This is a genomic window from Comamonas sp. 7D-2, assembly GCF_022749555.1.
Classification (GTDB): domain Bacteria; phylum Pseudomonadota; class Gammaproteobacteria; order Burkholderiales; family Burkholderiaceae_C; genus Comamonas; species Comamonas thiooxydans.
This window is the reverse complement of sequence record NZ_CP094238.1, coordinates 3,051,884-3,076,063: the sequence shown is the minus strand read 5'-3', so window position 1 is coordinate 3,076,063 and position 24,180 is coordinate 3,051,884. Positions and strand designations below refer to the sequence as shown.

Annotated in this window: 26 protein-coding genes; 12 read left to right on the top strand and 14 right to left on the bottom strand. The window is 58.8% G+C overall.

Features of this window, described 5'->3' with window-relative positions; all coding sequences use genetic code 11:
• Window positions 1-101: 101 nt before the first annotated feature.
• Window positions 102-497 (bottom strand): YkvA family protein, encoded by a 396-nt coding sequence (locus tag MPZ60_RS14130; protein ID WP_034359273.1) that lies wholly within the window; start codon window positions 495-497, stop codon window positions 102-104.
• Between the two features lie 613 nt (window positions 498-1,110).
• Window positions 1,111-2,094 carry an NAD-dependent epimerase/dehydratase family protein gene (locus MPZ60_RS14125; RefSeq protein WP_034359260.1) on the bottom strand — a complete coding sequence of 328 codons (984 nt, stop codon included), beginning with the start codon at window positions 2,092-2,094 and terminating at the stop codon, window positions 1,111-1,113.
• A gap of 97 nt (window positions 2,095-2,191) precedes the next feature.
• Between MPZ60_RS14125 and MPZ60_RS14120 the strand changes: the two genes are divergently transcribed.
• The gene (locus MPZ60_RS14120; protein WP_034359256.1) at window positions 2,192-3,094 is read left to right on the top strand and encodes a LysR family transcriptional regulator; all 903 of its coding nucleotides are present in this window, start codon (window positions 2,192-2,194) and stop codon (window positions 3,092-3,094) included.
• Between the two features lie 99 nt (window positions 3,095-3,193).
• On the opposite strand, the gene MPZ60_RS14115 is transcribed toward MPZ60_RS14120, so the two are convergent.
• Window positions 3,194-4,084, bottom strand: a complete 891-nt coding sequence (locus tag MPZ60_RS14115; protein ID WP_034385371.1) for a LysR family transcriptional regulator — start codon at window positions 4,082-4,084, stop codon at window positions 3,194-3,196.
• Between the two features lie 116 nt (window positions 4,085-4,200).
• Between MPZ60_RS14115 and MPZ60_RS14110 the strand changes: the two genes are divergently transcribed.
• Together MPZ60_RS14110 and MPZ60_RS14105 are read left to right on the top strand one after the other, a co-directional pair.
• Window positions 4,201-5,394, top strand: coding sequence for a serine hydrolase (locus tag MPZ60_RS14110; protein WP_034359518.1), 1,194 nt, complete (start codon window positions 4,201-4,203; stop codon window positions 5,392-5,394).
• Window positions 5,391-6,563: an MFS transporter gene (locus MPZ60_RS14105; RefSeq protein ID WP_034359515.1), complete on the top strand. Its 1,173-nt coding sequence runs from the start codon at window positions 5,391-5,393 to the stop codon at window positions 6,561-6,563. Before MPZ60_RS14110 ends, MPZ60_RS14105 begins: the two co-directional genes overlap by 4 nt.
• 143 nt (window positions 6,564-6,706) lie before the next feature.
• On the opposite strand, the gene MPZ60_RS14100 is transcribed toward MPZ60_RS14105, so the two are convergent.
• On the bottom strand, window positions 6,707-8,053 hold the full coding sequence (locus MPZ60_RS14100; protein WP_034359513.1) for a PLP-dependent aminotransferase family protein: 1,347 nt from the start codon (window positions 8,051-8,053) through the stop codon (window positions 6,707-6,709).
• Window positions 8,054-8,192: 139 nt separating this feature from the next.
• Between MPZ60_RS14100 and MPZ60_RS14095 the strand changes: the two genes are divergently transcribed.
• Together MPZ60_RS14095 and MPZ60_RS14090 are read left to right on the top strand one after the other, a co-directional pair.
• The gene (locus MPZ60_RS14095) at window positions 8,193-8,597 is read left to right on the top strand and encodes a VOC family protein (protein ID WP_034359529.1); all 405 of its coding nucleotides are present in this window, start codon (window positions 8,193-8,195) and stop codon (window positions 8,595-8,597) included.
• 245 nt (window positions 8,598-8,842) lie between these two features.
• Window positions 8,843-9,415 (top strand): DinB family protein, encoded by a 573-nt coding sequence (locus MPZ60_RS14090; RefSeq protein ID WP_052057699.1) that lies wholly within the window; start codon window positions 8,843-8,845, stop codon window positions 9,413-9,415.
• 124 nt (window positions 9,416-9,539) lie between these two features.
• Here the strand turns inward: MPZ60_RS14090 and MPZ60_RS14085 are convergent, their stop codons facing one another.
• Window positions 9,540-10,319: an alpha/beta fold hydrolase gene (locus MPZ60_RS14085; RefSeq protein ID WP_080746194.1), complete on the bottom strand. Its 780-nt coding sequence runs from the start codon at window positions 10,317-10,319 to the stop codon at window positions 9,540-9,542.
• Window positions 10,320-10,570: 251 nt separating this feature from the next.
• On the opposite strand from MPZ60_RS14085, the gene MPZ60_RS14080 reads away from it, so the two are divergent.
• On the top strand, window positions 10,571-11,101 hold the full coding sequence (locus MPZ60_RS14080) for an O-acetyl-ADP-ribose deacetylase (protein WP_034359511.1): 531 nt from the start codon (window positions 10,571-10,573) through the stop codon (window positions 11,099-11,101).
• Window positions 11,102-11,266: 165 nt separating this feature from the next.
• On the opposite strand, the gene MPZ60_RS14075 is transcribed toward MPZ60_RS14080, so the two are convergent.
• A complete protein-coding gene (locus MPZ60_RS14075) occupies window positions 11,267-12,559 on the bottom strand; it encodes a Zn-dependent hydrolase (protein WP_034359509.1) in 1,293 nt (430 codons plus the stop codon).
• Between the two features lie 90 nt (window positions 12,560-12,649).
• Between MPZ60_RS14075 and MPZ60_RS14070 the strand changes: the two genes are divergently transcribed.
• Window positions 12,650-13,543 carry a LysR family transcriptional regulator gene (locus MPZ60_RS14070; protein ID WP_034359521.1) on the top strand — a complete coding sequence of 298 codons (894 nt, stop codon included), beginning with the start codon at window positions 12,650-12,652 and terminating at the stop codon, window positions 13,541-13,543.
• A 531-nt stretch (window positions 13,544-14,074) separates the two neighbouring features.
• Window positions 14,075-14,497, top strand: a complete 423-nt coding sequence (locus MPZ60_RS14065) for an Imm10 family immunity protein (RefSeq protein ID WP_034359508.1) — start codon at window positions 14,075-14,077, stop codon at window positions 14,495-14,497.
• Window positions 14,498-14,580: 83 nt separating this feature from the next.
• On the opposite strand, the gene MPZ60_RS14060 is transcribed toward MPZ60_RS14065, so the two are convergent.
• Together MPZ60_RS14060 and MPZ60_RS14055 are read right to left on the bottom strand one after the other, a co-directional pair.
• The gene (locus tag MPZ60_RS14060; protein WP_034359506.1) at window positions 14,581-14,979 is read right to left on the bottom strand and encodes a BLUF domain-containing protein; all 399 of its coding nucleotides are present in this window, start codon (window positions 14,977-14,979) and stop codon (window positions 14,581-14,583) included.
• A 226-nt stretch (window positions 14,980-15,205) separates the two neighbouring features.
• Complete coding sequence (locus tag MPZ60_RS14055) at window positions 15,206-15,979, bottom strand: MHYT domain-containing protein (protein WP_034359519.1); 774 nt, start codon at window positions 15,977-15,979, stop codon at window positions 15,206-15,208.
• Window positions 15,980-16,266: 287 nt separating this feature from the next.
• Here MPZ60_RS14055 and MPZ60_RS14050 point away from each other — a divergent pair, with 287 nt between their 5' ends.
• Window positions 16,267-17,544, top strand: coding sequence for a methyl-accepting chemotaxis protein (locus MPZ60_RS14050; protein WP_370688571.1), 1,278 nt, complete (start codon window positions 16,267-16,269; stop codon window positions 17,542-17,544).
• Between the two features lie 22 nt (window positions 17,545-17,566).
• Here MPZ60_RS14050 and MPZ60_RS14045 read toward each other — a convergent pair.
• Window positions 17,567-18,654, bottom strand: a protein-coding gene (locus MPZ60_RS14045) for an IS3 family transposase (protein WP_122974783.1) whose coding sequence is annotated in 2 segments (ribosomal slippage) — window positions 17,567-18,402 and window positions 18,402-18,654 — 1,089 coding nt in all. Because the reading frame shifts where the segments join, the coding sequence is not laid out codon by codon here.
• 40 nt (window positions 18,655-18,694) lie between these two features.
• Between MPZ60_RS14045 and MPZ60_RS14040 the strand changes: the two genes are divergently transcribed.
• Window positions 18,695-19,003, top strand: a complete 309-nt coding sequence (locus tag MPZ60_RS14040) for a methyl-accepting chemotaxis protein (protein WP_242882052.1) — start codon at window positions 18,695-18,697, stop codon at window positions 19,001-19,003.
• A gap of 78 nt (window positions 19,004-19,081) precedes the next feature.
• On the opposite strand, the gene MPZ60_RS14035 is transcribed toward MPZ60_RS14040, so the two are convergent.
• The 5 genes from MPZ60_RS14035 to MPZ60_RS14020 form a co-directional block, all read right to left on the bottom strand.
• The gene (locus MPZ60_RS14035; protein WP_052057679.1) at window positions 19,082-19,993 is read right to left on the bottom strand and encodes a polysaccharide deacetylase family protein; all 912 of its coding nucleotides are present in this window, start codon (window positions 19,991-19,993) and stop codon (window positions 19,082-19,084) included.
• Between the two features lie 92 nt (window positions 19,994-20,085).
• Window positions 20,086-20,466, bottom strand: a complete 381-nt coding sequence (locus MPZ60_RS14030) for a GNAT family N-acetyltransferase (protein ID WP_242607087.1) — start codon at window positions 20,464-20,466, stop codon at window positions 20,086-20,088.
• Between the two features lie 224 nt (window positions 20,467-20,690).
• Window positions 20,691-20,858 carry a DUF6500 family protein gene (locus MPZ60_RS14025; RefSeq protein WP_231879666.1) on the bottom strand — a complete coding sequence of 56 codons (168 nt, stop codon included), beginning with the start codon at window positions 20,856-20,858 and terminating at the stop codon, window positions 20,691-20,693.
• A 168-nt stretch (window positions 20,859-21,026) separates the two neighbouring features.
• Entirely contained in the window at window positions 21,027-21,326 is a 300-nt protein-coding gene (locus MPZ60_RS25240) for a hypothetical protein (protein WP_370689381.1), read from the bottom strand.
• A 29-nt stretch (window positions 21,327-21,355) separates the two neighbouring features.
• Entirely contained in the window at window positions 21,356-22,396 is a 1,041-nt protein-coding gene (locus tag MPZ60_RS14020; protein WP_034359132.1) for an AraC family transcriptional regulator, read from the bottom strand.
• A gap of 132 nt (window positions 22,397-22,528) precedes the next feature.
• Here MPZ60_RS14020 and MPZ60_RS14015 point away from each other — a divergent pair, with 132 nt between their 5' ends.
• Together MPZ60_RS14015 and MPZ60_RS14010 are read left to right on the top strand one after the other, a co-directional pair.
• Complete coding sequence (locus MPZ60_RS14015; protein ID WP_080746167.1) at window positions 22,529-23,488, top strand: alpha/beta hydrolase; 960 nt, start codon at window positions 22,529-22,531, stop codon at window positions 23,486-23,488.
• 290 nt (window positions 23,489-23,778) lie between these two features.
• Window positions 23,779-24,138, top strand: a complete 360-nt coding sequence (locus MPZ60_RS14010; RefSeq protein ID WP_034398669.1) for a DUF2946 family protein — start codon at window positions 23,779-23,781, stop codon at window positions 24,136-24,138.
• Window positions 24,139-24,180 lie beyond the last annotated feature (42 nt).

The window sequence follows — 24,180 nt, the reverse complement described above, 5'->3', positions numbered from 1 at the left end:
ATGGCGAGCCTTGCCTGAACTATATGTCAGAGCGGAGCGTGACAAATCTCTTGGGGCAAACCGGAATGTCGATGTCCGCTTATGGCCGGAAGGCGACCGTCTCAGACCGACTGAGGATTCAACCAGAGCCATGCCGCGACCCCCGTGGCGACCCACAACACGATGATCATGATCGCGCCTGCGCGACTACTTGGCTTAGACCCTTTTTCGGCCATCCACGCGTCGGCCTGAACACGGCACTTCGCAAGCACTGATTGGGGCAGTAGCTTGACAGTCAGCCAGATCAACGCTGGAAGCAAGAGGATATCGTCCACATATCCAAGAACCGGGATGAAATCAGGAATCAAATCAATCGGGCTGAGCGCATAAGCCACGACAAGAAGTCCCAGAGCTTTTGCATACCAAGGCGTGTCGGGTTGCTTTCCGGCGAACCAGAGTGTCACGCCATCGCGCTTGATCCGCTTTGCCCAAGCCTTTAGGTTGCCATTGAGATTCATAGAAATTCCGAAGACGAGTCGGAATTTTCGCTTCTTATCGATGACGGCCACGCATGTTCCGAAAGCTGTCGATGCCATTTTCGGCAGTCGGAAAAATACAAAGCATCTATGAGCATCAAGTTACAAATGCTTGGTCAACGCTCCTCAATTCCCCTCGTTAAAGAGACCAAGCATGGCGAGCGCCATTGCCTTGAAAGTCGCTTGATGAACTACACGTCACTCTCGCTGTTTGCCGCCCTCGCCATGGCTGCAGCACCTGGTCATGCAGAGGTCTACCTGGGTATAGGCTATGGTGCTCCGGCTCCCTACGTCGTTGCGCCTTCCCCTTCGTACTATTACGCGGCACCGCCCGTTCAATACGGACCACCGGCTGTTCAGTACGTTCCGAGGCCAGTCTATGCCCCTCGACCCGTGATAGTCGCGCCGCCGCCTGAAGCGGTTCCGGGATGGCGCTGGCAGGAAGATGGCCGACGTTGGAATAGGTGGCAAAGACACCATCATCGAGGCTGGCGTGAGGATGACGACGAAGATTGATGGCGACGCCAGACGTCGGTATTTGATCTCTGCGTGGCCGCGAACGGCGGGTCCAGGGTGACGGCTTTTTTAACGGGGCTTACTTGCGCACAGGTGTCGCCGGCAAGCACCCCATACCTTCCAAAGCAGCCTCCACCGCCTCATCCAGCGGCGTATGCGGCTCATGCCCGAGCGTCGAGACCAGCTTGGCGTTGCTCATCTCTATCCGCGTGCTCCACAAATAGCGCATCTCACGTAGCTCACGCAAGGTCGGTACAAAGGGCGCTGCAAGCGCGGTAAGCCACCAGGGAAAGGCTCTCACTTTGGGCTGGACTCCGCCGCGCTTGACGACCACGCGGCAGATCGCCGCGGCCAACTGGGTGCCGTCGGCGTCGCATTGGCCTGTCATGTGGAAGGCAGCAAAGGGGGCCAGCGTGTCGCGCCGCTGCACCAGCTCCACCATAGCGCGGGCTACGTCGGGCAGGTAAGCCCATTGGTGGCCCACGCCGGGCGTGTTGGGCATGCTGATGGACTTGACCGACTGGCCGGGCTTTAGCATGCCCTGTGAGAACCAGCTATTGCCCGGCTTGGGTCCGAAGAAGTCCCCCGCGCGCACCACGATCACTCGGCAGCCCCGGCTGCTGGCCTGCTGCAGGCGCCGCTCCATCTCCACACGGATGGCACCCTTGGGGGTGAGGGGTTGCTGCGGCGAATCTTCATGTAACGTGGGAAAGGCGCTGGGGCCGTAGTTGTAGACCGTGCCAGGCAGCACGATGGTGGCGCCGTTGGCCTGCGCGGCGACAATGGTGTTGTCCAGCATGGGCAGCACCAGCTCACCCCAGCGACGGTAGCCGGGCGGGTTGACGGCGTGCACAATGACGGAGCAGCCTTCGGCCGCGGCCAGCACATCGGCGCGGCTCATCGCGTCGCCGCGCACCCAGACCATACCGTCGCGCTGCTCAATTTGCTGCTCGCAGTTGCGGCGCAATGCGCGCACTGTCCATCCAGCGTCGCGTAGTTGCCGGGCCACTTCGCCACCGATACCACCGGTGGCGCCTAGAACCAAGACCGTGTTGCTTTCCATCCCGTTACCCCTGAATTTGTTGCGATGAGAGGAAGTTTCGGGCGGGCGCCGCTATTAAGCAATTGACCAACATATGGTAGCCGCCATACATTTTTGTATGACCAAGGACAACACTACCGAGATCGGCTGGGAGCTGTACCGCTCCTATTTGGGCGTGCTGGAAGAGGGCTCACTGTCCGGTGCGGCGCGCGCCATGGGAATTGCCCAGCCCACCGTGGGGCGGCATGTGGACGCGCTGGAAAAAGCGCTGGGTGTGACGCTGTTTACACGTTCGCAAATGGGGCTTCTACCCACCGAGGCGGCGCTTGCGCTGAAGCCGTTTGCCCAGACCATGCACAGCGCTGCCGCTGCGCTAAGACGGGTGGCCGAAAGCCAAGGCTCGGGCATCCAGGGCACAGTGCGCGTGACGGCCAGCGAGGTGATAGGGCAAGAGGTATTGCCACCCATCCTGGCGCAACTGCAGGACACACACCCGGGCCTGACGGTGGAGCTGGTGCTGACCAGCCGCGTACAGGACCTGCTGCAGCGCGAGGCCGACATCGCCGTGCGCATGACACAACCCAGGCAGGAGCAACTGATTGCCCGGCGCGTTGGGGTGATGCCACTTGGCCTGCATGCGCACAAGCGCTATCTGGACAAGCATGGGACGCCAGCCTCGCTGGCCGATCTGGCGCAGCACGCGCTGATTGGCTTTGATGAAGAGGCTTCGTTCGTGCGTGCCGCACGCAAGGCATTCCCGATCTGGAGCCGCGAAAACTTTGCGGTGCGCACCGACAACGACATGGCACAGATGGCGTTGATCCGGGCTGGCTGCGGTATTGGTGTGTGCCAAGTGAATCTGGCGGCGCGCGACCCGAATCTGGTGAACATATTGCCTGGAAGCATTCCGCTGAGCCTGGAGACCTGGCTCACCATGCACGAAGATCTGCGCAACAATCCGAGCTGCAAGGTGACATTTGATGCCCTGTTGAAGGGGCTGCAGGACTACATGCTTGCCTAGCAGGTCGACACGTCTGTGGGCCAGATGCGGTTGCTTGCCAATGACCTGAGAACCTCACTTTGCTATCGGCCCCCGGAACCGACGTGAATCATGGGCAGCTCAGGCAGCAGGGAACACGTGCGCGCACAAGAAATCAACCAGAGCCCGTACCTTCGGCGACGGGTACTTGCTTGCAGGCCACAGCACATAAAAAACGCCTCTGCGCTCCATATGGTCGGGAAGTAGCGGTAGCAGCCGGCCATCGGCCAGTTGTTCACGAATGGAAAATTCCGGCAGGTAGGCAATCCCCAGTCCCTGCAAGGCAAAGCACACGCGCGTCTCGATGTTGTTGCAGATCATCGAAGTGGGCAGCTGCAACTCGGTTTCGCCGGACATGGTTCGCAGAGTCCATGGCTCCAGCTTGCCGCTATGAGGGAAGCGGTAGTGCAGACAATGGTGTTGCATCAGATCCGCAGGCTCCCGAGGTGTCCCTCGTCGAGCCAGATAATCTGGCGAAGCCACCAGCAGCGAACGGAAAGCCCCGAGCCTGCGTGCCGTGAGGCGAGAGTCATTGGGCTCACCCGTGCGCACCACGGCGTCGAAGCCGTCCTCGATCACGTCAACCATCTGGTCGGTGAAGTCCAGGTCCAGTTCGATCTCGGGGTACTTGCGCATGAACTCGCCGAGCACCGGCAGCACCAGCGAGCTAACCAGCGGCAAACTCACTCTCAAGCGACCGCGTGGTGCACTGCTGGCTTGCGCCAGTTCGAGCTCTGCCGCTTCGATCTCGGCCAGGATACGTCGGCTGCGCTCCAGGAACAGCATGCCCTCGGCTGTCAACGTGACACTGCGCGTGCTGCGGTGGAACAGGCGCACGCCCAGCCGATCTTCCAGCCGCGCCACGCTCTTGCCGACGGCGGAGGCCGATACGCCCAACAGCCGGCCGGCGGCAACAAAACTTCGCGTCTCGGCAACCTGCACAAACACGGCGAAACCATTCAAGCTGTCCATAACGCACTTAGATTAAAGACATGTTTGTCCGCATAAAAAGGAACTGTAGCCTACTTTTTCTTTAATCTCAGACTTTCTATCGTCACGGCGTGATCCATTGAAGCAAGGACTCTTCCGTGACTTATCCCGTCTTTTCTATACACCCGGGCATTTCGCCCGTACATCAGTCCACCCGAATCCATGCCGCCGTTCAGCAGGCTCTGGATGAGCGGCGATTGGTCGGTGCCGTCGTGCTGGTGGCACACAACGGTGAATTGATCCACCAACAGGCCGCCGGCTATGCCGACCGCGAGAGCGCGCGCCCGATGGAGCTGACAACCATCTTCCGGTTGGCATCGGTGAGCAAACCCATCGTTTCGACCGCTGCGCTTGCGTTAGTAGCGCAAGGTCGCCTCGATCTGGATGAGGACATCGGCCGCTGGCTCCCGCAGTTCCAGCTCCGGTTGATTGATGGCAGCCCTGCACGCATCACTGCCAGGCAGCTGCTTAGCCACACCGCAGGGCTGGGCTATCGCTTTTTCGAGACCGATGCCGATGGCCCTTACGCCCGGGCTGGTGCCTCGGACGGCATGGACAGCGTCAACTTCAGTCTGGCCGAGAACCTGCGTCGTATCGCCAGCGTGCCGCTGCAGTATGTGCCGGGGACCTCCTGGGGCTATTCGCTGGCAACCGATGTGTTGGGGGCATTGATCGAACGCATCCATGGCACGTCACTGGACGAAGCAGTCAACCAATGGGTAACAGCTCCCTTGGGCATGATCGATACCGGTTTCCTGGTGCACGATCCGCAGCGCGTGGCCACTGCTTACGTAAGCGATACGTCCCAGCCACACCTGCTCGCCGAAGGTGAGGTGGTTTCGCCATTCGAGGGCGCAGTCGGCATCAGATACAGCCCGGGCCGTATCTTCGACGCCCTGGCTTTCCCTTCGGGCGGAGCCGGAATGGCTGGCACGGCCGGAGACTTTCTGCGCCTGCTGGAGGCCTTGCGGCAGGGTAGGGGTGCATTGCTTCCCGATGAGCTGATCAACGAGATGGGGCGCGATCAAACCGGCGGACTGGAGCTGCCGGATGCACCGGGCTTTGGTTTTGGCCTCGGCTTTTCAGTCTTGCGGGACCCGCTGCGTGCCGCGTCGCCAGAGTCGGTAGGTACCTGGCGCTGGGGTGGCGCCTACGGCCATGCCTGGTTTGTGGATAGGGCGCGCGGCCTGAGCGTGGTCGCGTTCACCAATACGCTGTACGAGGGCATGTCCGGTCGCTTCGTCACCGAGCTGCGCGACGCAGTCTATGGTGCGCTGGAGGCCGTGCAATGACCGCAGCACATCAGGGCCGCATGCCAATTGCCTCATTGCTGGCGCTGGCAATGGCCGCGTTCATCACCATCCTGACCGAAGCGCTGCCGGCAGGGCTGCTGCCTCAGATGGCGAGGGGCTTGAGGGTGTCCGAAGCCTGGACAGGACAAACGGTCACGATCTATGCCATGGGCTCGCTGGCAGCAGCCATCCCGCTGACCGCTGCCACCCAGGGCGTGCGCCGCCGTCCGCTGTTGCTGGCGGCCATCGCAGGCTTTGCCATCGCCAACACTGTCACGGCCCTGTCCAGCAACTATGTCCTGACGATGATCGCGCGCTTCCTGGCGGGAGTGTCGGCCGGTCTGCTATGGGCAATGCTGGCAGGCTATGCCGCGCGCATGGTGCCCGAGCACCAGCAGGGCCGGGCCATCGCCATTGCAATGGTGGGCACACCACTGGCATTGTCACTTGGCGTGCCGGCGGGCACCTTCCTGGGCAATTTGCTGGGTTGGCGGATGTGCTTCGGCATCATGAGCGGACTGGCATTGGCGCTCATGGCATGGGTGCAGGTCAAGCTGCCAGATTTCGCGGGGCAGGCGGCGAGCAAACGCTTGTCTCTGGGGCATGTGTTCACTTTCCCCGGTGTACGTCCGGTGCTGTTCGTGGTGCTGGCCTTCGTTCTGGCACACAACATCCTCTATACCTATATCGCGCCATTTCTCGCGGCGGCAGACATGGCGGAACGAACAGACCTGGTCCTGCTCATGTTCGGCATCACTTCGCTGCTGGGCATCTGGGTCATCGGAGTGCTGATCGATCACCATCTGCGCGCCCTGACGCTGGGGAGTACGCTCTTGTTCGGCCTGTCGGCGTTGGCACTCGGCCTGATGGGCGATGCGCCTGCCGTGGTGTATGCGGCAGTGGCCGCCTGGGGCCTGGCCTTTGGCGGCGTGGCGACATTGCTTCAAACAGCTATCGCCAAGGCTGCGGGCAACGCGGCTGACGTTGCGCAGTCCATGCTGGTCACAGCTTGGAACATCGCGATTGCAAGTGGCGGGCTGATTGGCGGTGCGTTGCTGGATTATCTCGGTGTCGCAGCATTCCCTCCGGTACTTCTGGTGCTGCTGGCTGTAACGCTGGCCGTTGTGTGGGCAGCCAGGCGTCACGGCTTTCCTGTTGTACAAAGATAAGGCTGGGGAGTTCTTCGGTATCTGCTCCATTCCTTGCGCAGCTCGAAGAACTCCCGCTTCAGCCGTACCTGCAGCGACTGGTTAGATGGATTGCCGGGCATCTCTCATTGGTCTTGCCCGGCAGTCCCGCGCTGGCGCCGCACTCAAGCTTGCGACCTGAGCAGCTCTGCCAGCAGCTTCAGCGCGTCGCCCAGGTCTTCGAAGCCGGGAGCGCCCAGGCAAATCCGAAGACCGCTCCTCTCATCCTGCGGGTCCACCATCATGGCTTCCGGCTGGGTCAGCTTCAAACCGATTTCTGCGGCCGCGGCGACAAGACCATTGGCGGCCTCGCGCTTCATCGGCAGCCAGACGTTGTAGGCATGGGGATGCCAGACAGGCTCGCTAGTCCCCAGAAGCGAGGCGGCAAGCCTGGCACGCCGCTGTGACTCATGGCGCAGATCTCGCTGGATCGAGGCGATCACGCCGGTGGCAAGCCATTCATCGACTACCGCACATGAGAATGCCGATGGTGCCATCGGCACATCCTGCATCAGTTCTTGCGCGGCGCCGCCCAGCTCGGTTGGGAGCAGCAACATGCCGATCTGCAGCCCTGGCCCAAGCGACTTGGAGAGCCCGTTCACATGCAATGAGATATCGGGCGCCAATGCCGACAGCTGGGGTAAATCAGGGAAAGCGGCGGCATAGACCCCGTCTTCGATGATCCATGCTCCCGCTTTCCGGCAAATATCCACAATGGCTTGCCTTCGCTCAAGGCCCATCGTGGCAGTTGTCGGGTTGTGCAGCGTCGGGGTGAGGTAGACGGCCTTGCCATCGGTTGGCGCGACACTGCCGAGTGCGTCCGCGAGCGCTTGCGGCACCATCCCTTCGGCATCGATCTCGACACCTTGCATCCGATAGCCTTTGCGCCGGGCCAGGGCAATAGCGCCGGGATAGGTGATCCGCTCGGTCACAAGCAATCCTTGCGGGCCGCAAGCCAGGTCAAAGGCCAATGACAGTGCCTGGCGCGCGCCGTTCGTCAAAAGCAGAAGCGACGGATCGACGGCCAGACCAAGTGTCATCAGCCAGCGTGCGAGAACACGACGATGTTCCAGATGTCCGCCGGGAGGTGCATAAAAATTGAAATGGTCGGCGTCGATTTTGCGAGCGATCCCCGTCAATGCCCGTGCCAGGATGCGTGCGTTGAGCGCGGCCGGCGGCGCATTGGACGACAGGTCAATCAGGCGATCACCATGCGCCTGCTGAATCGCGACAAATGTTCCCCGCCCTTTGACACTGCGCGTCAGACCTCTGCGCTCCAGAGCGGCATAGGCCTTCGTCACCGAGCCAAGACCGATTTGCAGCTTCTCTGCAAGATCTCGATGCGCCGGCAGGCGGTCGCCCCCCGCCAGCCGGCCCTCGACGATGTCGTCGGCCAGGGCAAGTGCAAGCCGTTCGGCCGCGTTGGCTTCAATGTCTGCAAGGCGAGGCTGCCAAGGGGATTGGAGGAGCATGTTTGCAGTCTCGATAAAAAATAGTGTCTCGTGACACTATTTGATTATTTGATAGTGTAACGTTCTCGCAAATGCCTTTGCATGGCTGCCTCTTGGTGAAAAGTGCCCAGCGGCGATGACGGAAAGCAAGGAGAGCGAGATGTTTAGCCACGTGACTGTTGGAACGCGTGACCTTGAACGGTCAGGCCGCTTTTACGACGCGGTGCTTGTACCGCTTGGTCTGAAGCGCCGGGTCGTGCTGCCCGATGGTGGGCCGGCGGCGCTTTGCTGGGTAAGCGCACATGCGAGTCTGCCTCGTTTCTATGTCTACAGTCCGTACAACGGAGAACCAGCGACTGTCGGCAATGGCAGCATGGCGGCCTTTCTGGCGCCGTCGGCAGCAGCAGTGGACTCCGCCTACGCCGATGGTCTGGCGCAAGGTGGCAGGGATGCAGGGGCTCCCGGGCCACGTCCTCATTATGGGGACGGCTACTACGGCGCCTATCTGCGCGATCCCGATGGCAACAAAATCCATATCGTGCATCGCGCCGACCTCCAGCCCTGATGCAAGAGATGTGCGTATTTCTGGAGGCGCTGGCATGACCGATAGCCAGATCGCACTCGTCTATCGGCGCGATTGGGCCTCAGGCCGAGAGCAGCTGTGTTGTCGCTCAGGGAACCGCCCTGGTCGAAAGGCCGCATTTATCTGATACGTGACGACGCCGGCCAGGTCCGGGTCGGCGGCGAGACGCACACGCATGTCCAAGGCGAGCTGCACAGTTTTTGAAGACCTCCAAGGAACTCTCGAGTATGTCCACAACCCTTCAGCACCCATACCGCCCACCACTCGAAGAGCGCGCCGCGCTGTCCGCATCGGCCGTGGACACATTGAGAATGCTGGTGCGCTACAAGGCCTGGGCGAATGGCCTGACGTTCAAGAACGTGATGGAGCTACCGGAAGGCGAGGCTCTTCGACAAAGACCGACGCGGTTCGGGAACATGGTGCATACGTTGAACCACGTCTATGTGGTGGACGATATCTTCAGGCACCACCTACAAGGCAGGAGGCACGGCTACACCGCACGCAATACGGACGATACGCCTGCGGTTGACGATCTATGGAAGGCGGTTCAGGAAATGGATTCCTGGTACACCGGGCTTGTCGATTCCTGGTCGGACGAAGACCTTGTGAAAGTCGTCCATTTCGAGTTTGTAGGAGGAGGACAAGGCGCCATGACGCGTGAGCAAATCGTGCTGCATATTGTGAATCACAGCACTTATCACCGAGGTTTTGTCGGCGACATGATGTATCAGATACCTTTTACGCCGCCATCGAATGATCTGCCCGTATTCATCCGAGATCACTATCGCAACACTCGGTGAGGCGTTCAATTTCGACGGGGTGCTCTGAAATCGTGTGGTATCGACCATAGGGGAGGGCATTGGACCGTGCCAATGCGGGCCACAGCGACATGGCGTCCGGCACCAGGCCTACGCTCTTGAATCCCTATTCATGTACCGCCGAACTCTCTCGTGGTGTTGCAACGTCCCGAACGAAGTCAGCCACCGCCGCAGCGGCCTCTTGCGGAATGGCTTGCAGTAGGCAGTGTGGAGCATCAAACGCCTGAACTCTTATCTTCCGAAAACACTGCTTTGCATCAGCCACGGAAGATTGCGGCACCAGGCGGTCACGTATCCCTTGCAAGTAGAGAACCGGAGCATCAATGGCTTTGGCATGTGCTCGCGCATCTACGGATACCACCGCTCTCAGCCTTGAACGTAGAACCGCCGTTTGCACCTTGGCCAAGGCGGACCGCAGCATAACCCGCAGACCCGGCGTCGCAAACCGGCCCAGAAGCATCAGGTTCAGTATTGGAGCAGGAGGAAGCGGAACGGGCATGGTCGCCAGGCCGCCGAGCCATCGAAGACCCGGCCTTGGATTGCGAACGAACGAGCAGCACAGAACAAGGCCCACAACGCGCTCCGGGTATGCCGCTGCCAGCGAAATGGCAATAGGTCCTGAGAAAGACTCTCCCAACAAGACCAAACGGCCATTGGGCGGCAAGGCCGATGTGGTAAGTTCCGTCAGATCGGTATAGGTCTGTCGCGTACCGGAAGCTGGATAGCTCACCACGACGACGGGCGTCGTCTTCCCCAATGCGGCAACGAACGGTGCGAAAAGCTCACCCGTGCCATCCATTCCAGGAAGGAGAACAAGGACAACGGGCCCTACCTCGGCAAGAGATGGCAACTGCAAATCAGAGAGTCCTGCTGAAAGGCTGTTCATGGCCGGGGCGGTAGTTGCAACCCGGTCCATTACAGCACTTTGAATAGTCTAATTTAAAGGTCAAAGGAACTTGTTTCAGGGCGGCCGGAACAGGGCAGTTTCGGCTTGCGGGGAGGACGGATGTGCCTTGCGGGTCCTGCGCATGCGACCAGGAAATCGGACTGAGATCGGCACTTGCGCAGGCAACGCGTTTACAAATCTGGCTCGCCATTGCAGCATTAGCGGCCTTCCCGCTCTTTCGCCTTACACATATGCCCACACGCCTTCATGCCATCTGCTCTGACATCACAAAGCTTCATGTGGGAGCTATTGTCAATGCAGCAAATTCGTCTCTGCTTGGCGGTGGTGGCGTCGATGGTGCAATCCATCGTGCGGCAGGTCCGGACCTTGTGCATGAATGTCGGCTGCTCGGGGGCTGCAAGACTGGCAATGCAAAGGTGACCAAGGCTTATCGCCTATCTGCCCACTACATCATCCACACCGTCGGACCTGTGTGGAGAGGCGGGGAAAGCGGAGAAGCAGAGCTGCTCGCTGGCTGCTATCGCCGATGCATAGAGTTGGCGCAGGAGAAGTCCGTTACCTCGATTGCTTTCCCGAGCATCAGCACCGGCATATACGGGTACCCGGTGGAATTGGCTGCGCAAGTGGCGGTCAGGACCGTCCAGGAAAGCCTGTCGGAACATTCGCCAATTGAAGAGGTTGTCTTCTGTTGCTTCTCACCTGCCGACTTGATTCAGTATGAATTGATTTTGAATCGACTTGCGCCATCAGAATCCGAGTAGCACTTGAGCCTGGGGTCCAGCTTTCATGACTGCTCCTGAACTGCAGTGAGGGCGTGAAAAGCCGAGCATTGCTGCATAGCAAGCCCAGAAGATACCCAAGAGCCCATTCACGCATGACTGGCAGGGGGCAGGGCTAGCCTGGTCCGTTCGCATTCGTGATTGCTGCTAGTCCATTTGCTCGTCCAGGTTCAGCAGGGTAGCGGCCAGCACCTGGGTGCCTGCCAGAACCTGACCCGGTGAAGCCCATTCCACCGCGCTATGGCTGCGTCCATCAAGACACGGGATGAAGATCATCCCCGAGAGTCCGGTATGAGCCAGGTACATGGCATCGTGGCCGGCACCGCTGGGCATGCGTCGACAGCCCAGGCCCAGGCGCTGGGCGGATTGCTCCACGGCAGCAGCAATCAGCGGCGCACAGGCAACGGGGTCCACATGGGTGCGAGGCTCCACACGCCAATTCACGCCCAATCGCCCGATAGCCGGGCCGCAGCGCCGCGCCAGAATTTCCCAGAACTCCTGCAGCAGGGGGGCATGGTTGCTTCGCACCTCCAGCGTCAGGTCCACCTGGCCGGGCACGGTGTTGCTGGCGTTGGGGGAGACGTTCATGCGACCTACCGTGGCAACCACGTAGTGAGGTGTGCTGCGGCTCCATTGCAGCGCCAGGCGCTGGGCCTGGCGTATGACTATTGCTGCAGCCACGAGAGCATCGCTACGTTCATTCATGGGGGTGGTGCCCGCATGATCGGGCCGGCCTTCGAAGAACAGCTGAGCACGGCGTATGCCCACGATGTCGGTCACGGCGCCTATGTCCAGGCCTTCGCGCTCCAGCATGGGCCCTTGTTCGATGTGCAGTTCCACAAAGGCCGCAAAGCCGTCCTGCCGGCGGTCGGCCTCGGCCAGAGCTTCGGGGCGGGCGCCCAGGCGCTGCAGGGCCTGGCACAGTGTGTCGCCCTGATCGTCGCGGGCGGCCAGCATGTCGGCGCTGAGCTGGCCGGCCATGGCGCGGCTGCCCACACAGGAGATGCCGTAGTCACTGGGCTCTTCGCAGAGAAAGTCTATGACCTCGAAAGGGTGCTTCAGTGTGATGTCCGCGTCCTGCAGGGCATGGGCTACTTCCAGGCCAGCCAGCACACCCAGAATGCCGTCGAAGCGTCCTCCGGCGTTCACCGTATCGGTGTGCGAGCCCGTGGCCAGGGGCTTCAGGTCATCGCACCGGCCGGGACGGCGGCCGATGAGGTTGCCTGCGGCATCCAGGCGCACCTGCAGGCCCGCGGCTTCGAAAGCTTCGCGCAGCCAGACGCGTGCGGCCTGGTACTCCGCGCTGAAGGCGCGGCGGGTCCAGGGCATGTCGGCCCGGGTGAATTGGGCGAGGTCTTCGAGGCGGCGCCACAGGCGGTCGCCGTCGATCGGTGGCAGAGCCGGGGAAAGAAGGGGGGAGCAAGTGGAAGCGTTCTGCATGGAGTAATCTTCGCCCGAGATTTACCAATAAGGAATCTTTTGATGTTTATGCAAGGTATTAGTGAAACTTTGGCTAATGCCCCTGGTTTGATGCTGTTGAGGAGTTTTTGTCTGGTCGTTCAGGAGGGCAGCTTTTCGCAGGCTGCGGAGCTGTTGCAGCTGTCCCAGCCGGCGGTCAGCCTGCAAGTGCGTCAACTGGAACGCCATCTCGGCACGCGCCTCATAGAACGCGTGGGGCGGCGTGCTGTGCCGACGGCTGCCGGGAAGGCCTTGCTGGAGCAACTGCCTGCCGTGAGCGTGGCGCTGGAAGGCCTGGCCCATGCGCTGAGTGCGCATGCGCGCGAGGTGAATGGGCAGGTGCGTATAGGTACGGGTCTGACCGTGTGTCTCTATCTTCTGCCTGCCGTGTTGCGCCAGATACGGGCCAGCCATCCAGGCATCGACATCGTGGTGGTCACGGGCAATACCGAGGAGTGCGTCAAGCGCGTGGAGGACAACAGTCTGGATCTTGCCCTGGTCACCTTGCCGGTAAACCGCCGCGCCTTGCTGGCCACTCCCGTGCTGCACGACGAGCTGGTGGCCGTAGCTCGCCCGGAGATGCTGATGCCGGGCGATGCGGTTGCTGCGCCAGAGCTGAGATCCCTGCCTCTGCTTGCCTTGCAGAAATCAGCCAGCACGCGCGGCGTGGTCGATGCCTGGCTGCGCCGTGCCGGTGAACTGCCGCATCCTCAGATGGAGCTTGACAGCGTCGAAGCGCTCAAGGAGATGGCGGCCATAGGCCTGGGTTATGCCGTGGTTCCGCGCATGGCCATGCAGGGGCGAGGCGCTCGCGATGACCTGGTCTCACGCCCGTTAACACCTGGATTGCAGCGAACACTGGCGATGGTACTGCGCAAGGACAAGCCATTGAGCCGTTCCTTGTCGTTGGTTTGCCAGGGTATTCAGGCTCATTGTGCAGCCTGGATGCAGCGACCAGAGGTTTGAAAGTAGTTTGATCGAATCTATCCTTGCTGCGCCAGTACCGATGTCTGCCATCGGCGAGACAGGAACTCACTGCCTTTTGCATCGGGGTCATCAGTTGGTGCACACTGGCTCTTCTGTTGCCAAGTCTCCAGTGTGGGCAGCCGCTGCCGGACGAAAGCAGCGTAGGTACATGACCTTGAGCTGACCTCCGTCAGAGGGACTGAAGGCTGAAGACAATCGGGTTTGAGTCCGGCGGCTCGGCCCTGTGGACCATGTAGCAAGAAGGCCCAGGATAATCTGTCCGCAGAACATCACGGCTGCTCCGTCAATAACCAGCATCCATCTTGGAGCAGCCAGTAGTCGAGCCGGTGCGTCGAGGCTCATCAACCGAGTAAGTCAAACATCAAGCAGCAATGAATCCGTTGCAGCACAGGTTCTGCAAACGCCAGGAGGCTGCTGCCGGTCGATCCACGAAGCTCGTGATCAGGGCCTTCCCGCCATAGGATCCGGATTCCAAACCTGTCGCTGCCCTGAGTCCTCAAGAACACCCAAATGAACACTTTCTCCTTTCGCGCAGCCTGCATCGTCACAAAAGACCCGGAGGACTTCTGCCACCTTGTCGGCTTTGCCGACAAGAAGCACGACACCGAGCATTACCTGATGCTCCAGCGCTCCTTCGAAGAGGATGAAGACGAGCAGGATGAAGAACTGGGCATGGATACCTACCATGTCGAGTGGTGTGGGCAGCAGAGACCTCGCTATGGCGGCATTGAGCGGTTTGTGCTGAAGCGTAGCGGTGCGGAGCTCACGTTCAAACGCGAGGCGGAGGAGGGCATGGATGAGCCGAAGCAAATGTCCATCGCCTTTGATCTTTCAGCCGGCGAGTACGAGGAACTGAAGGCCGCCTTGACGAATATCTTTGCCGGGGAGAGCTGCTTTGAGATGAGCGACGGCCAGGCCATCGGGGGCGCATAGGCGTGACGAACGCAGCCCTTCGGCCAGGGTGCACTACCAAGGGAAGGACGGATGCGACGCAGCCGTGATGGTCATGGAAGCTGCTAGGCAGCATCCAGCATTGGCAATAGTTGCTGCAGACAACTCATTGCGGCGTCTCCGTCGACAACCCACATTTGGGCCAACGGCTCGGCATCATCTACCGAGAGGTAAGCCATGGTCCAGCCGGAGAAAAGGCGACTCGTTATACCTCTTGCCTCGTGCTGCGGAGTGAAATTGGTATGGCGATTGTCCAGGGATATCTTTTTGGCCAATGCAATCACCTGCTGCTGAGGGCCCTCCATGTATTGGACGAAGCGCTGACCGTCAAAAATCAGGATCCCTGTGATCCCATGGGCCTCATTGAAGCGGCGTGAGACTCTGGTGATATCTGCGACACAGCTCGTACTGGCGTCACTGGCGATTTCACTGTGGTAGAGAAAACATCCGAGCAGGTGTTTCAAGATTGCCTCTTACTTTTCAGCGTTGCGTAGATGCGGTTCGTGCCGGTATCGTGTTTGTCTCAAGCCAGGTACCCAGAACCTATTCCTTGCAGACAGAGCCGGAGTGGTGATCAACGGGCCGATTGCTTGTCACCGGGCGACATGTGCCAACGAGACAGGTCGAGATTGATGGTGGCGCAATGCGAAGTAAGCTCCATAACAAGGGGCACCAGTCTGCTGCCGCAATTCATTTGCGAGGGATGTCTGCTCTTGTGCTGCTCTTTTGGAAAGATACCAGCGCCAGGTCCATCAGCAGAACCATCGACATGCCCAGGGCCAGTACAGCCACTACCATCGGCAGTCCAAGTGCGCTAAGCACATACCTTCCCGAAGGAATCGCAAGGCGATTCTCCGTCGTGCAAATGAATTCGGCCGCGCTCATGCCCGTGTAGTGCATGGCACAAACGGCAAGGGCCATGATCGCCGCGGCAAGCAGGCGCATGCTTGTCTGCTCGGTATGAAATGCCAGCCACAGCGCCGCAGTTGCAGCCACGAGAGCAATAAGCACAGATATGGCGATTCGCTCATAGTCCCACTCCAGGTGGCCTCCAAAACGCATGCCATACATGCCTAGGTAGTGCATGACAACGGCACCCAGCCCAAGCATGGATCCGGCCAACAGCAAGCGACCAATGCTGCGCGGATTGCGAGCCACGATATGAAAAGCCAGAGCCGAGATTGCCACTGCGGCAATGAGCGACACGCCGGTCTCCCATATCGAGTAGCCGGTCCCAAGATCCATGCGCAGCGCAAGCATGGCAATGAAATGCATCGACCATACGCCAATGCCGCCAAGAGCAATCCCTGTGCTGCCGAGGCTCATCAGATAGGTCTGGCGGTCATCAACCTCCGGCTCAAGTCGCTTGGCGGAGATCAGCGCAATGAAGGCGCCAATCATTGAAATCGCGTACGACAGTACAACCAATTCCATGCTGTAGCTGGTGCTGACCATTGCATCCATGAGCCTCTCCTGGTTGCCGAACAAGAAGAATCCAGAATTTGTAAATTGACTTGTATCAAATTAATTCAGAGTCATCAAGATGATTTGATGAATCAGATCTGATTAGATGCTAGTTAGATACATCAGATCTGATATCTATTTAAAAATTGAAACAAGTCAATGAATATGTGAGCACTTGACACAAGCAAGCGCTCAAGGAGCGATCGCAGGGGGGCCCAAGGCGTACCGGCTTCACTCCAACTGGGCGGCATCCCGTTTTGTCAGGCCATTGACTACAGAAGGCACATATGAGAGTGAACGCACCGGTAACTCAGCGGGAGTACAGCTTTGATGAGCACGCGACTCTGATGTCCACCACGGACACGGAGAGCTACATCAAATATGCCAATCAGGCGTTCATGGAGGTCAGCGGCTTCGAGCCGCAAGAGATCCTCGGCCAGACGCACAATCTGGTGCGCCACCCGGACATGCCACCGGCCGCTTTTGCCGACATGTGGGCCACCCTCAAAAGCGGCGAGCCCTGGAGCGCACTGGTCAAGAACCGGCGCAAGAACGGGGACCACTACTGGGTTCGGGCCAATGCCATTCCCATCATCCGCAATGACAAGGCCAAGGGCTATATGTCGGTGCGCACCCAGCCCGAGCGCAAAGAGGTCGAGGCGGCGCAAAAGCTGTATGAGTCCATGCACGACAAGGGCGGTTCCGCGCCTGAGCTGCACAAAGGCATAGTCTCCAAGAAAGGGCTGGGGAAGCTGCTGTCGATCTGGCGGCACATGGGGGTGCGCCGGCGCATTCGCCTGAACTCGCTGGCCTTGTGGGGCGCCCTGGTGCTTGGGGCCTGGCTGCTGGGTCAAAGCCAGATGCAGTTTTTGTCGATGGCGGCCTTCATGACGGTGGCCCTGATGGTGATGACGCTGTTGCTCGAGAGTCAGTTCGCCAAGCCGCTGGAGCTGCTCAAGCGTCAGTCGCTGAACGTGGCAACCGGCAACAACCGGCAGACGGAATATCTGCAGCGCACGGATGAAATCGGCACCACGCTGCGCACGGTCAACCAGATCGGTCTCATGTTCCGCTGGCTGGTGGACGATGTGAACCAGCAGGCGCTCAATGTTCAGCAGGCCTGTAACGAGATCGAGCAGGGCAACAGCTATCTGCACGGGCAGACGGAGCAACTGGCGGTGAATGTGGCCCAGACCTCGGCCTCCATGGAGCAGATCACGGCCAGGGTTCAATCCAGCGCCGATACGGCCCAAAAAGCCGGTGTGCTGGCCAGTGAGGCCAGCGCGGCGGCCTTGCGCGGGGGGCAGTCCATGGATCAGATCGTCTCCACCATGGAGTCGATTACGGCCAACTCCCGCCGCATTGCCGACATCGTCGGCGTGATTGACAGCATAGCCTTTCAGACCAATTTGCTGGCGCTGAATGCGGCCGTGGAGGCCGCACGCGCGGGCGAGCATGGCAGGGGGTTTGCCGTCGTTGCCGGCGAGGTGAGGGCCCTGGCGCAGCGCAGCGCCGATGCGGCCAAGGAGATCAAGGCGCTGATTCAGGCGGTAATCCCCCCTTAAACCATTGCTCTGAGAAGTAGAGCTATGCGGCCATGGCAAGCCGCTGTTTGGGGGTGATGCCGCCCAATGCCATATTTGGGCGTTCATGGTTATACCGCCACATCCATTGCGTGGCGTAATCTCGAACTTCATCAAGATTGCGCCAATGGTACTGTGACAGCCATTCATAGCGAACCGTTCTATTGAAACGTTCGACATAGGCGTTTTGTGCAGGCTTGCCAGGCTGGATGTATTCCAATCGGATGCCTTTGGCAATCGCCCAGTTTTGCAGGACTGCGCTGATGTATTCGGGGCCGTTGTCACAGCGAATGACTTGGGGTTTGCCACGCCACTGGATGATTTGCTCCAATGCCCTAATGACACGCAGCGCAGGCAGCGAGAAGTCCACTTCAATGCCCAGCGCCTCTCGGTTGAAGTCATCAATGATGTTCAGCAGCCTGAAGCTGCGACCGTCTTCAAGCTGGTCGTGCATGAAGTCCGCAGACCAAACTGCACCAGGGCGCTCTGGTACGGCCAATGGCTGAGGTTTTGCTCGCTCCAAACGCTTTCGCGGCTTGATACGCAGATTGAGCTCCAACTCGCGGTAAATCCGGTAGACCCGTTTGTGGTTCCATTTGAAACCTCTGACGTTACGCAAATAAAGAAAGCACAGCCCAAAGCCCCAACTGCGATTGTTATCCGTCAGGCGCAGCAGCCACTGGGCAATCTCATCATTGTCTGTGTTGCGTTGCGCCTTGTAGCGGTAGCAGGCTTGGCTAATTTGAAACGCCTGACACGCTGCACGAATCGTCAGGCCCCGGTGTTGCACTGCTTGTTGAGCCATCTCGCGTCTGCGAGATGGCCTCACCACTTTTTTGCGAGCGCCTCCGAGACGACCTCCGCCTTGAGCTTTTCTTCGATGTACATCTTGCGCAGCCGGCGGTTCTCTTCTTCGAGCTCCTTCATGCGGGCCATCAAAGATGCATCCATGCCACCAAACTTGGCACGCCACTTGTAGAACGTGGCTGCGCTGATGCCCAGCTCACGGCACAGCTCGGGCACTGCCAAGCCAGCTTCTGCACGCTTGAGCGCATCGATGATTTGGCTGTCTGTAAAACGTGACTTCTTCATAGTAGAGATTCTCCTTGGGAGGTCTCTACTTCTCAAGACGTTGGTTTTACGGGGGGATTACCAGGCCAGCACGGCCACCATCGAGGCCGGCTCTCTGGTGGTCAGCGATGCGGGGAGCAATATCGGCGACATTGTCTCCCAGGCGCGCAGCGTGGCGGACTTCATTGCCGAGATCAGCAAGGCCACGCGAGAACAAAGCGAGGAGATCAGCCAGGTAGGGAAGTCGGTGGCGGACATGGACTATCTGACGCAGCAGAACGCGCAGCTGGTGACCCAGGGGGCGCAGGCTTCCAGCAGCATGCAATGGCAGGTGAAAAATCTTGTGGAAGCGATTGGCGTGTTCCGGTGAGCGGCCACGCCAGCGAACAATCCTGACGACTGCTTCTGACCGGCAGGCGACTGTCTCGGAACGACCCTAGGAGGACTGCTAGGGTACTAGTGACTCCAGGCGGAGCTTGGGTTCTTCATAGACCGAGTCCTCGGCGGGATAGCGCAGGCCAGAAATGCCGCGAGCTTTCGCGCTTGCCCATACGACGCTTTCGCCAGCAGGCAATGTGTCAGGCTGCGAAGAGTAGATGGGATCTTTGAATGCGGTTGTTGCTGATACGAACGTCCAGCCTTGCTTGCGAAAAGCCGAAACGATATCAGGCAAGGCTGCCGCATTGATCTCATTGGTGTGCAGCAGCATCACATGCGCAGGGCTTCGACCAAGTACCTGCTTGGCCAGGCCTTCATAGTAAGTAGCCCGGTCAAGCAGGTGTTCAATGTAGGCCATCTTGACCCGGACAGCCTTGTCGTGTGAACCAGCTCGTAGAAGAGAGGAATAGATCTGGTTGTAGTACCAATCGCTGGCATCAATGGAGACTGGAGCAGGTCTATAGCCATTTGATTTCATCCAGGACCGGATGCCGTCACGCTTTTCCTCCGTATCACCTTCTTTCAGGTAAGGAAAGCGAAGCATCGGCGCCCAAGTCGGAATGTGACGCAGAGCTGTATCGGCCTTTCTCACGTCCGCAATGAATTCGTTCAGTGTCGTCTCGGCGGATGCAAGACTGCGGTGTGTCGCCGTATGGTTGCCTACCGCATGACCTGCCCTGGCCCAATCCATGATGAGCCCCATTCCTTGATCACCGCCTATGCGAATCAGCGAGGGGAACACCATCGCTGTGATGCCAGAGTCTCTGAGGCTGGAAATGATCTGCTGATTCCAAACCTGCGCTTGGGCCTGCTTGTCGGGGTTCAGTCCATCATCAAAGGTCAGACTCAACGTCTGGGCAAAGCCCAGGGATGAAAAAAGCAGAGCGGTCAGCGATGCAATAGCGCGAAGAATGGTTGTCATGAGAGCTTATGAAATACGCATGCAGTGAGCCTGCAAGTCGTTGACTGTGGATTGACCCATTGCAGACGTCCGAGGATGTCTGCCGGTTGTCCCTAGGCGTTATCACTGCCAGAGCGCACGAAAGAATACCGGCGAATGTCCGTCCTCAGCTTCCATCCTCTGCCTTCCCAATAAGTGTGGGCAGAATGGTTCTCCTGAAGAACATCAATGTGACTCTTATGAATGCCGAGTCTTTCAAGTCCGTCCAAGCACAGCTCCACCAAGCGGGAGGCAATGCCGCGTTTTCGGTGTGTAGGCAGGACGACAAGGTGCTGCAAGTAGCCGCGGCGGCCATCGTGGCCTGACATGATGCATCCAACGATATGCTCGCCTTCTAACGCAACGAAGCTCAAACCAGGGTTGCGCAACAAGTAGCGCTGGGTAGCTTCCCGTGAATCGGCATCCCGAAAAGTAACCCCATCTGTTTTCTTCATCATTGCGGTGACGCTGTCGTAGTCCCCAATGCTCATTGGTCGGATAGATACTTGATCCACGGTGCTAGGGCAGTGGCGTGTTCTCACTGCTGTCTCCAATTTCTGGCAGTCCAAAGGCGAGAGCACATTCTCGCTTGAAACACGTGGACTGCTTGTGGCCGGGAGCCGCTGTCTCTGTTCGACCCATGCCGGCACTTCCCATTTCGAGCCATATGAGTGAGAAGCTATTCGCCAGAAGAAATCATGCGGCGAATCTTTGTCGCTTTTTCAAAGTGATCAAGCTTGTGTTGCTTGATCCACCATTCAGCCGCCTCCATCAGCAGGTCTGGATCATCATTTTTATTGGCGAAGAAAGCGTAAAACGAAAGGCCTACAGTTTCCCCTTTCTTCATGATTTTCTCATCGCAGACAGCAATAGCCTTGGCTCTTAAGCTCGATCTCATACCAATTTTTATCCTCAACTTTTCAAAAAAGAATTGTCATCTAGGCTAGAGACTTCAACATCAATTTCCCTGCCTCTGTCTATCTTGGAGATCAGCATCACCGTATTACACAGGATCTCAAAGTCGGCTTCTGGCCGGTTGCCGCCGTCGCTGTTCAGCTCTAGGCAGATGAGCACTTGAGCCCTTGCATCCAATCAACAAAGAACACCAGCCTCTGATGGGCCAGGCTACTTCGATGCATGGGGAAAATGGCGGCTCATCGGTCGGTCTATGCAAGCCGGTGAGTCCAATGAATGTTGCGGTAGCTTTTTCGTCCACTGCCCAAACTCCCCAACCTTGCTGCTTGATGAGTTCGCGACAGTATTGCGCCATGGCATTGTTCTGCTCCACCGAAAGTGTGGCGGGAAAAAAGCGCATGGTCTCTGCGTCGGCATTCATGCGCGCTATCAATGCTTGCTACTTGAGATTTCTTGGCCGCGCATTTGCTCGATTGCATTCGTGGGGGAAAAGCCCGTCCATCGTTTATATGCTTGCGAGAACGCGGATACATCACTGTAGCCAAGCCTCGCGGCAATTTCTGCAACGGATAGCTCGGAGCCAATCAGCAGCTTGTCGGCTCGTGCTCTGCGAACCTCTTCGTGTAGTTTCCGAAACGAGAGTCCTTCGTCATGAAGCCGGCGTTTGAGCGATCTCTCGCTTACGTGAAGCCAGCCGGCAACTTGCTGCAGGTTTGCCGACGATCCATCAGGTTGTGCCGCCAGCATTTCTCGAAGTAGCGTTCCAGTCGAAAGCGATGTGCGACGTTTGGTCATGAGGTCTTCGCACATGCGGACACACATGGCATACGTTGCCGCACTGGCTTGAGGCAGGGCTTGAGCCATAGTTGCCTGTGTTACGCGTAGTTCGTTGCTTTGCGATCCCCACTCGATCCGCACGCTGCCGATTGCGTACGGCATATGCGGCGACCGTTTCATGCTGAGACTGAGAGCTTCCAGCTGCGTGTCTGCCCCCAGGACATCCAGCATTAGACGGCAGGTCGCACCTACGGCGCGTTGCACTGCAAACTCGCGCAATGCTGGCTCAAGCGCAGGCGATGCAACGAATTTCAGCCGATGCATCCCGTCTGAGCGCTCATGCTCTAGCATAGCGAGCGCAAAGGTCAAGGAGAGGAAACGGTGCGCAAGCAGGAGGGCATCCAGACCGCTTGCCGCACTAAGCATTCCAAGGCCAAGAATTCCATAGGCCGTAGCGTGGTAGCGCATGCCGACAAGCAGCCCAAGGCCTGGCTCGTTTGGGATGAGAGTGAGCAGGTTTCGAATGACGGCCACTTCTTGTGCCGGATCGATGCTGATCTCTGCGTCAGCCAGCCGTTCCTGGGTCAAACCGGAGCCCTGGAGCAGGTCCCGCGCTCTCAGACCGCGCTTTGCTCCTGCTTCGAGCAGCAACTGAACACTTGCCGGACTGCGCGTGAAATCCCAGAACTGCATGAATCTTCCCCAGACTATTGGCCTGAAGGATAAAGCAGTTGGCCCGATTCAACCTTCTGCCAAGGGATCGCAACTCCTAAAGTGAAAACAACGCGACGCAATCCGCAGCGCGTATCGATCACGGAGACTTCCATGAGTATGTACGCTGACCAACCCATCTGGCGAGAAATCCAGTCTTTCCTTCCTGAGCGCTATCGGATCCCCTTGAGCGAGGAGCCTTCCGAGTCTTTCTGGGACTGGAACAGTGATCGAATTCACATCGATGCGTACCGCAATCCGAACGCCTCGGTAAAGGTTATTCTGATGCACGGAGTCGGGACAAATGGTCGTCAGATGATGACGATTCTTGGTCGTCCGCTGGCTCAACGGGGTTACGAAACCATCGCTGCGGATATGCCTGGCTACGGTTTGACCGAAGTAGGGGAGGGGCACGTCGTCACTTACGACGATTGGGTCCAATGCGGTAGCGACCTGATTGACAGAGAACTGGCGCGTGACAGTCGCCCCATCGTTTTGTATGGCCTCTCTGCCGGCGGCATGCTCACCTATAACGTCGCGTCCCGAAACCGCAAGGTCAAGGGTATCGCTGGAATGACGTTTCTTGATAACCGGGACCGGCGGGTGCGGGACGAGACAGCGAAAAATCTGATTGTCAGTCGCGTAGGAGCTCCGCTCATGAGCAAGTTGGCCAATACGCCATTGGCAAAGATGAAGATGCCGATGAGCCAGGCAGGAAAAATGAGCGCGCTGTGCAACAGCGATGAGGCCATGAAAGTTTTCATGCGCGATAAAACCTCCGCTGCAAACGCCGTGTCCATCGCATTCCTTGATTCCTACATGTCGCATGTGCCCGAAGTCGAACCAGCTGACTTCAATGTCTGCCCTGTCTTGCTGACGCAGCCAGCCGATGATCGCTGGACTCCTCTGGAGCTAAGCGAGCCTGTAATCGGCCGAATCGGCAAGGTGCCGGTTCGGACCATCATGCTGGAGAACGCGGGGCACTATCCGCTCGAGGAGCCGGGTCTGTCGCAAATGGTCGACGCAATCGATGATTTCTTCCGTGAAGTCACCGGCACCGAGAAGGTGCGCTGAGTTCGGCATCCTTTCAGGCAGTGCAGCACGCAGGCGTGCCGGTCACGGGCACGCAAGCGTGCTCGCTCTGTAAAGCTCAGCCCATGAATGTCTGCCTCCGGGAGCAGGGTACAGTCGACTGCTTGGCGGAGCAGAAGCTTTGCAACGGTCACCATCACTCAAAACTGCGATTTTTCCGTTGCAAGCCCTCTCGGGGTCGCGACCGTACACGGCTGCATCTCCTCGATAGCGCGAAGCAGCGATAAATCGACAAGTCTCGGCCTTCGTCGGAGGCCTCATAATGCGCAACCATGCAAGCGCTGCGTAACTCCCTGTCACTGACCCGCCTGGTTCTGGCGTGGTTCATGCTGACGTTGAGTATTGCAATGGCTTCGCCCATAGTGCATCCAAAAGCCATCGAGGTGGTCTGTACCTCAAGTGGCAGCATGCAGGTGATCATGCTTGATGAGGACGGCCAGGCCGCGCCAGGGCTTCATCATTCGTTGGACTGTCCCTTGTGTCTGACCATTACGACACCGCCGAGCTATTCATCACCGCATCTTGAGCAGCCACAGCCGCTCGGCTTGGCGCTACAGCCTGTAGTTTCAGCGCGTATTGCCGCGCTGGTGGGGGCACCTTTGCCCCCGCGAGGGCCGCCAACGCTCGTGTAAGTCCACTGTGCCGCCAATCGATGGCGGATACAGCCTATCGCC

What these genes read in the sequence shown, in the direction of transcription:
- MPZ60_RS14130 (WP_034359273.1), bottom strand. Translation starts at nt 497, where the DNA reads ATGAATCTCAATGGCAACCTAAAGGCTTGGGCAAAGCGGATCAAGCGC.
- MPZ60_RS14120 (WP_034359256.1), top strand. Translation starts at nt 2,192, where the DNA reads ATGACCAAGGACAACACTACCGAGATCGGCTGGGAGCTGTACCGCTCC.
- MPZ60_RS14030 (WP_242607087.1), bottom strand. Translation starts at nt 20,466, where the DNA reads ATGAAGAAAACAGATGGGGTTACTTTTCGGGATGCCGATTCACGGGAA.
- MPZ60_RS14090 (WP_052057699.1), top strand. Translation starts at nt 8,843, where the DNA reads ATGTCCACAACCCTTCAGCACCCATACCGCCCACCACTCGAAGAGCGC.
- MPZ60_RS14055 (WP_034359519.1), bottom strand. Translation starts at nt 15,979, where the DNA reads ATGGATGCAATGGTCAGCACCAGCTACAGCATGGAATTGGTTGTACTG.
- MPZ60_RS14025 (WP_231879666.1), bottom strand. Translation starts at nt 20,858, where the DNA reads ATGAAGAAAGGGGAAACTGTAGGCCTTTCGTTTTACGCTTTCTTCGCC.
- MPZ60_RS14020 (WP_034359132.1), bottom strand. Translation starts at nt 22,396, where the DNA reads ATGCAGTTCTGGGATTTCACGCGCAGTCCGGCAAGTGTTCAGTTGCTG.
- MPZ60_RS14085 (WP_080746194.1), bottom strand. Translation starts at nt 10,319, where the DNA reads ATGAACAGCCTTTCAGCAGGACTCTCTGATTTGCAGTTGCCATCTCTT.
- MPZ60_RS14015 (WP_080746167.1), top strand. Translation starts at nt 22,529, where the DNA reads ATGAGTATGTACGCTGACCAACCCATCTGGCGAGAAATCCAGTCTTTC.
- MPZ60_RS14035 (WP_052057679.1), bottom strand. Translation starts at nt 19,993, where the DNA reads ATGACAACCATTCTTCGCGCTATTGCATCGCTGACCGCTCTGCTTTTT.
- MPZ60_RS25240 (WP_370689381.1), bottom strand. Translation starts at nt 21,326, where the DNA reads ATGCGCTTTTTTCCCGCCACACTTTCGGTGGAGCAGAACAATGCCATG.
- MPZ60_RS14115 (WP_034385371.1), bottom strand. Translation starts at nt 4,084, where the DNA reads ATGGACAGCTTGAATGGTTTCGCCGTGTTTGTGCAGGTTGCCGAGACG.
- MPZ60_RS14105 (WP_034359515.1), top strand. Translation starts at nt 5,391, where the DNA reads ATGACCGCAGCACATCAGGGCCGCATGCCAATTGCCTCATTGCTGGCG.
- MPZ60_RS14080 (WP_034359511.1), top strand. Translation starts at nt 10,571, where the DNA reads ATGCCCACACGCCTTCATGCCATCTGCTCTGACATCACAAAGCTTCAT.
- MPZ60_RS14125 (WP_034359260.1), bottom strand. Translation starts at nt 2,094, where the DNA reads ATGGAAAGCAACACGGTCTTGGTTCTAGGCGCCACCGGTGGTATCGGT.
- MPZ60_RS14050 (WP_370688571.1), top strand. Translation starts at nt 16,267, where the DNA reads ATGAGAGTGAACGCACCGGTAACTCAGCGGGAGTACAGCTTTGATGAG.
- MPZ60_RS14100 (WP_034359513.1), bottom strand. Translation starts at nt 8,053, where the DNA reads ATGCTCCTCCAATCCCCTTGGCAGCCTCGCCTTGCAGACATTGAAGCC.
- MPZ60_RS14075 (WP_034359509.1), bottom strand. Translation starts at nt 12,559, where the DNA reads ATGCAGAACGCTTCCACTTGCTCCCCCCTTCTTTCCCCGGCTCTGCCA.
- MPZ60_RS14065 (WP_034359508.1), top strand. Translation starts at nt 14,075, where the DNA reads ATGAACACTTTCTCCTTTCGCGCAGCCTGCATCGTCACAAAAGACCCG.
- MPZ60_RS14010 (WP_034398669.1), top strand. Translation starts at nt 23,779, where the DNA reads ATGCAAGCGCTGCGTAACTCCCTGTCACTGACCCGCCTGGTTCTGGCG.
- MPZ60_RS14070 (WP_034359521.1), top strand. Translation starts at nt 12,650, where the DNA reads ATGCTGTTGAGGAGTTTTTGTCTGGTCGTTCAGGAGGGCAGCTTTTCG.
- MPZ60_RS14095 (WP_034359529.1), top strand. Translation starts at nt 8,193, where the DNA reads ATGTTTAGCCACGTGACTGTTGGAACGCGTGACCTTGAACGGTCAGGC.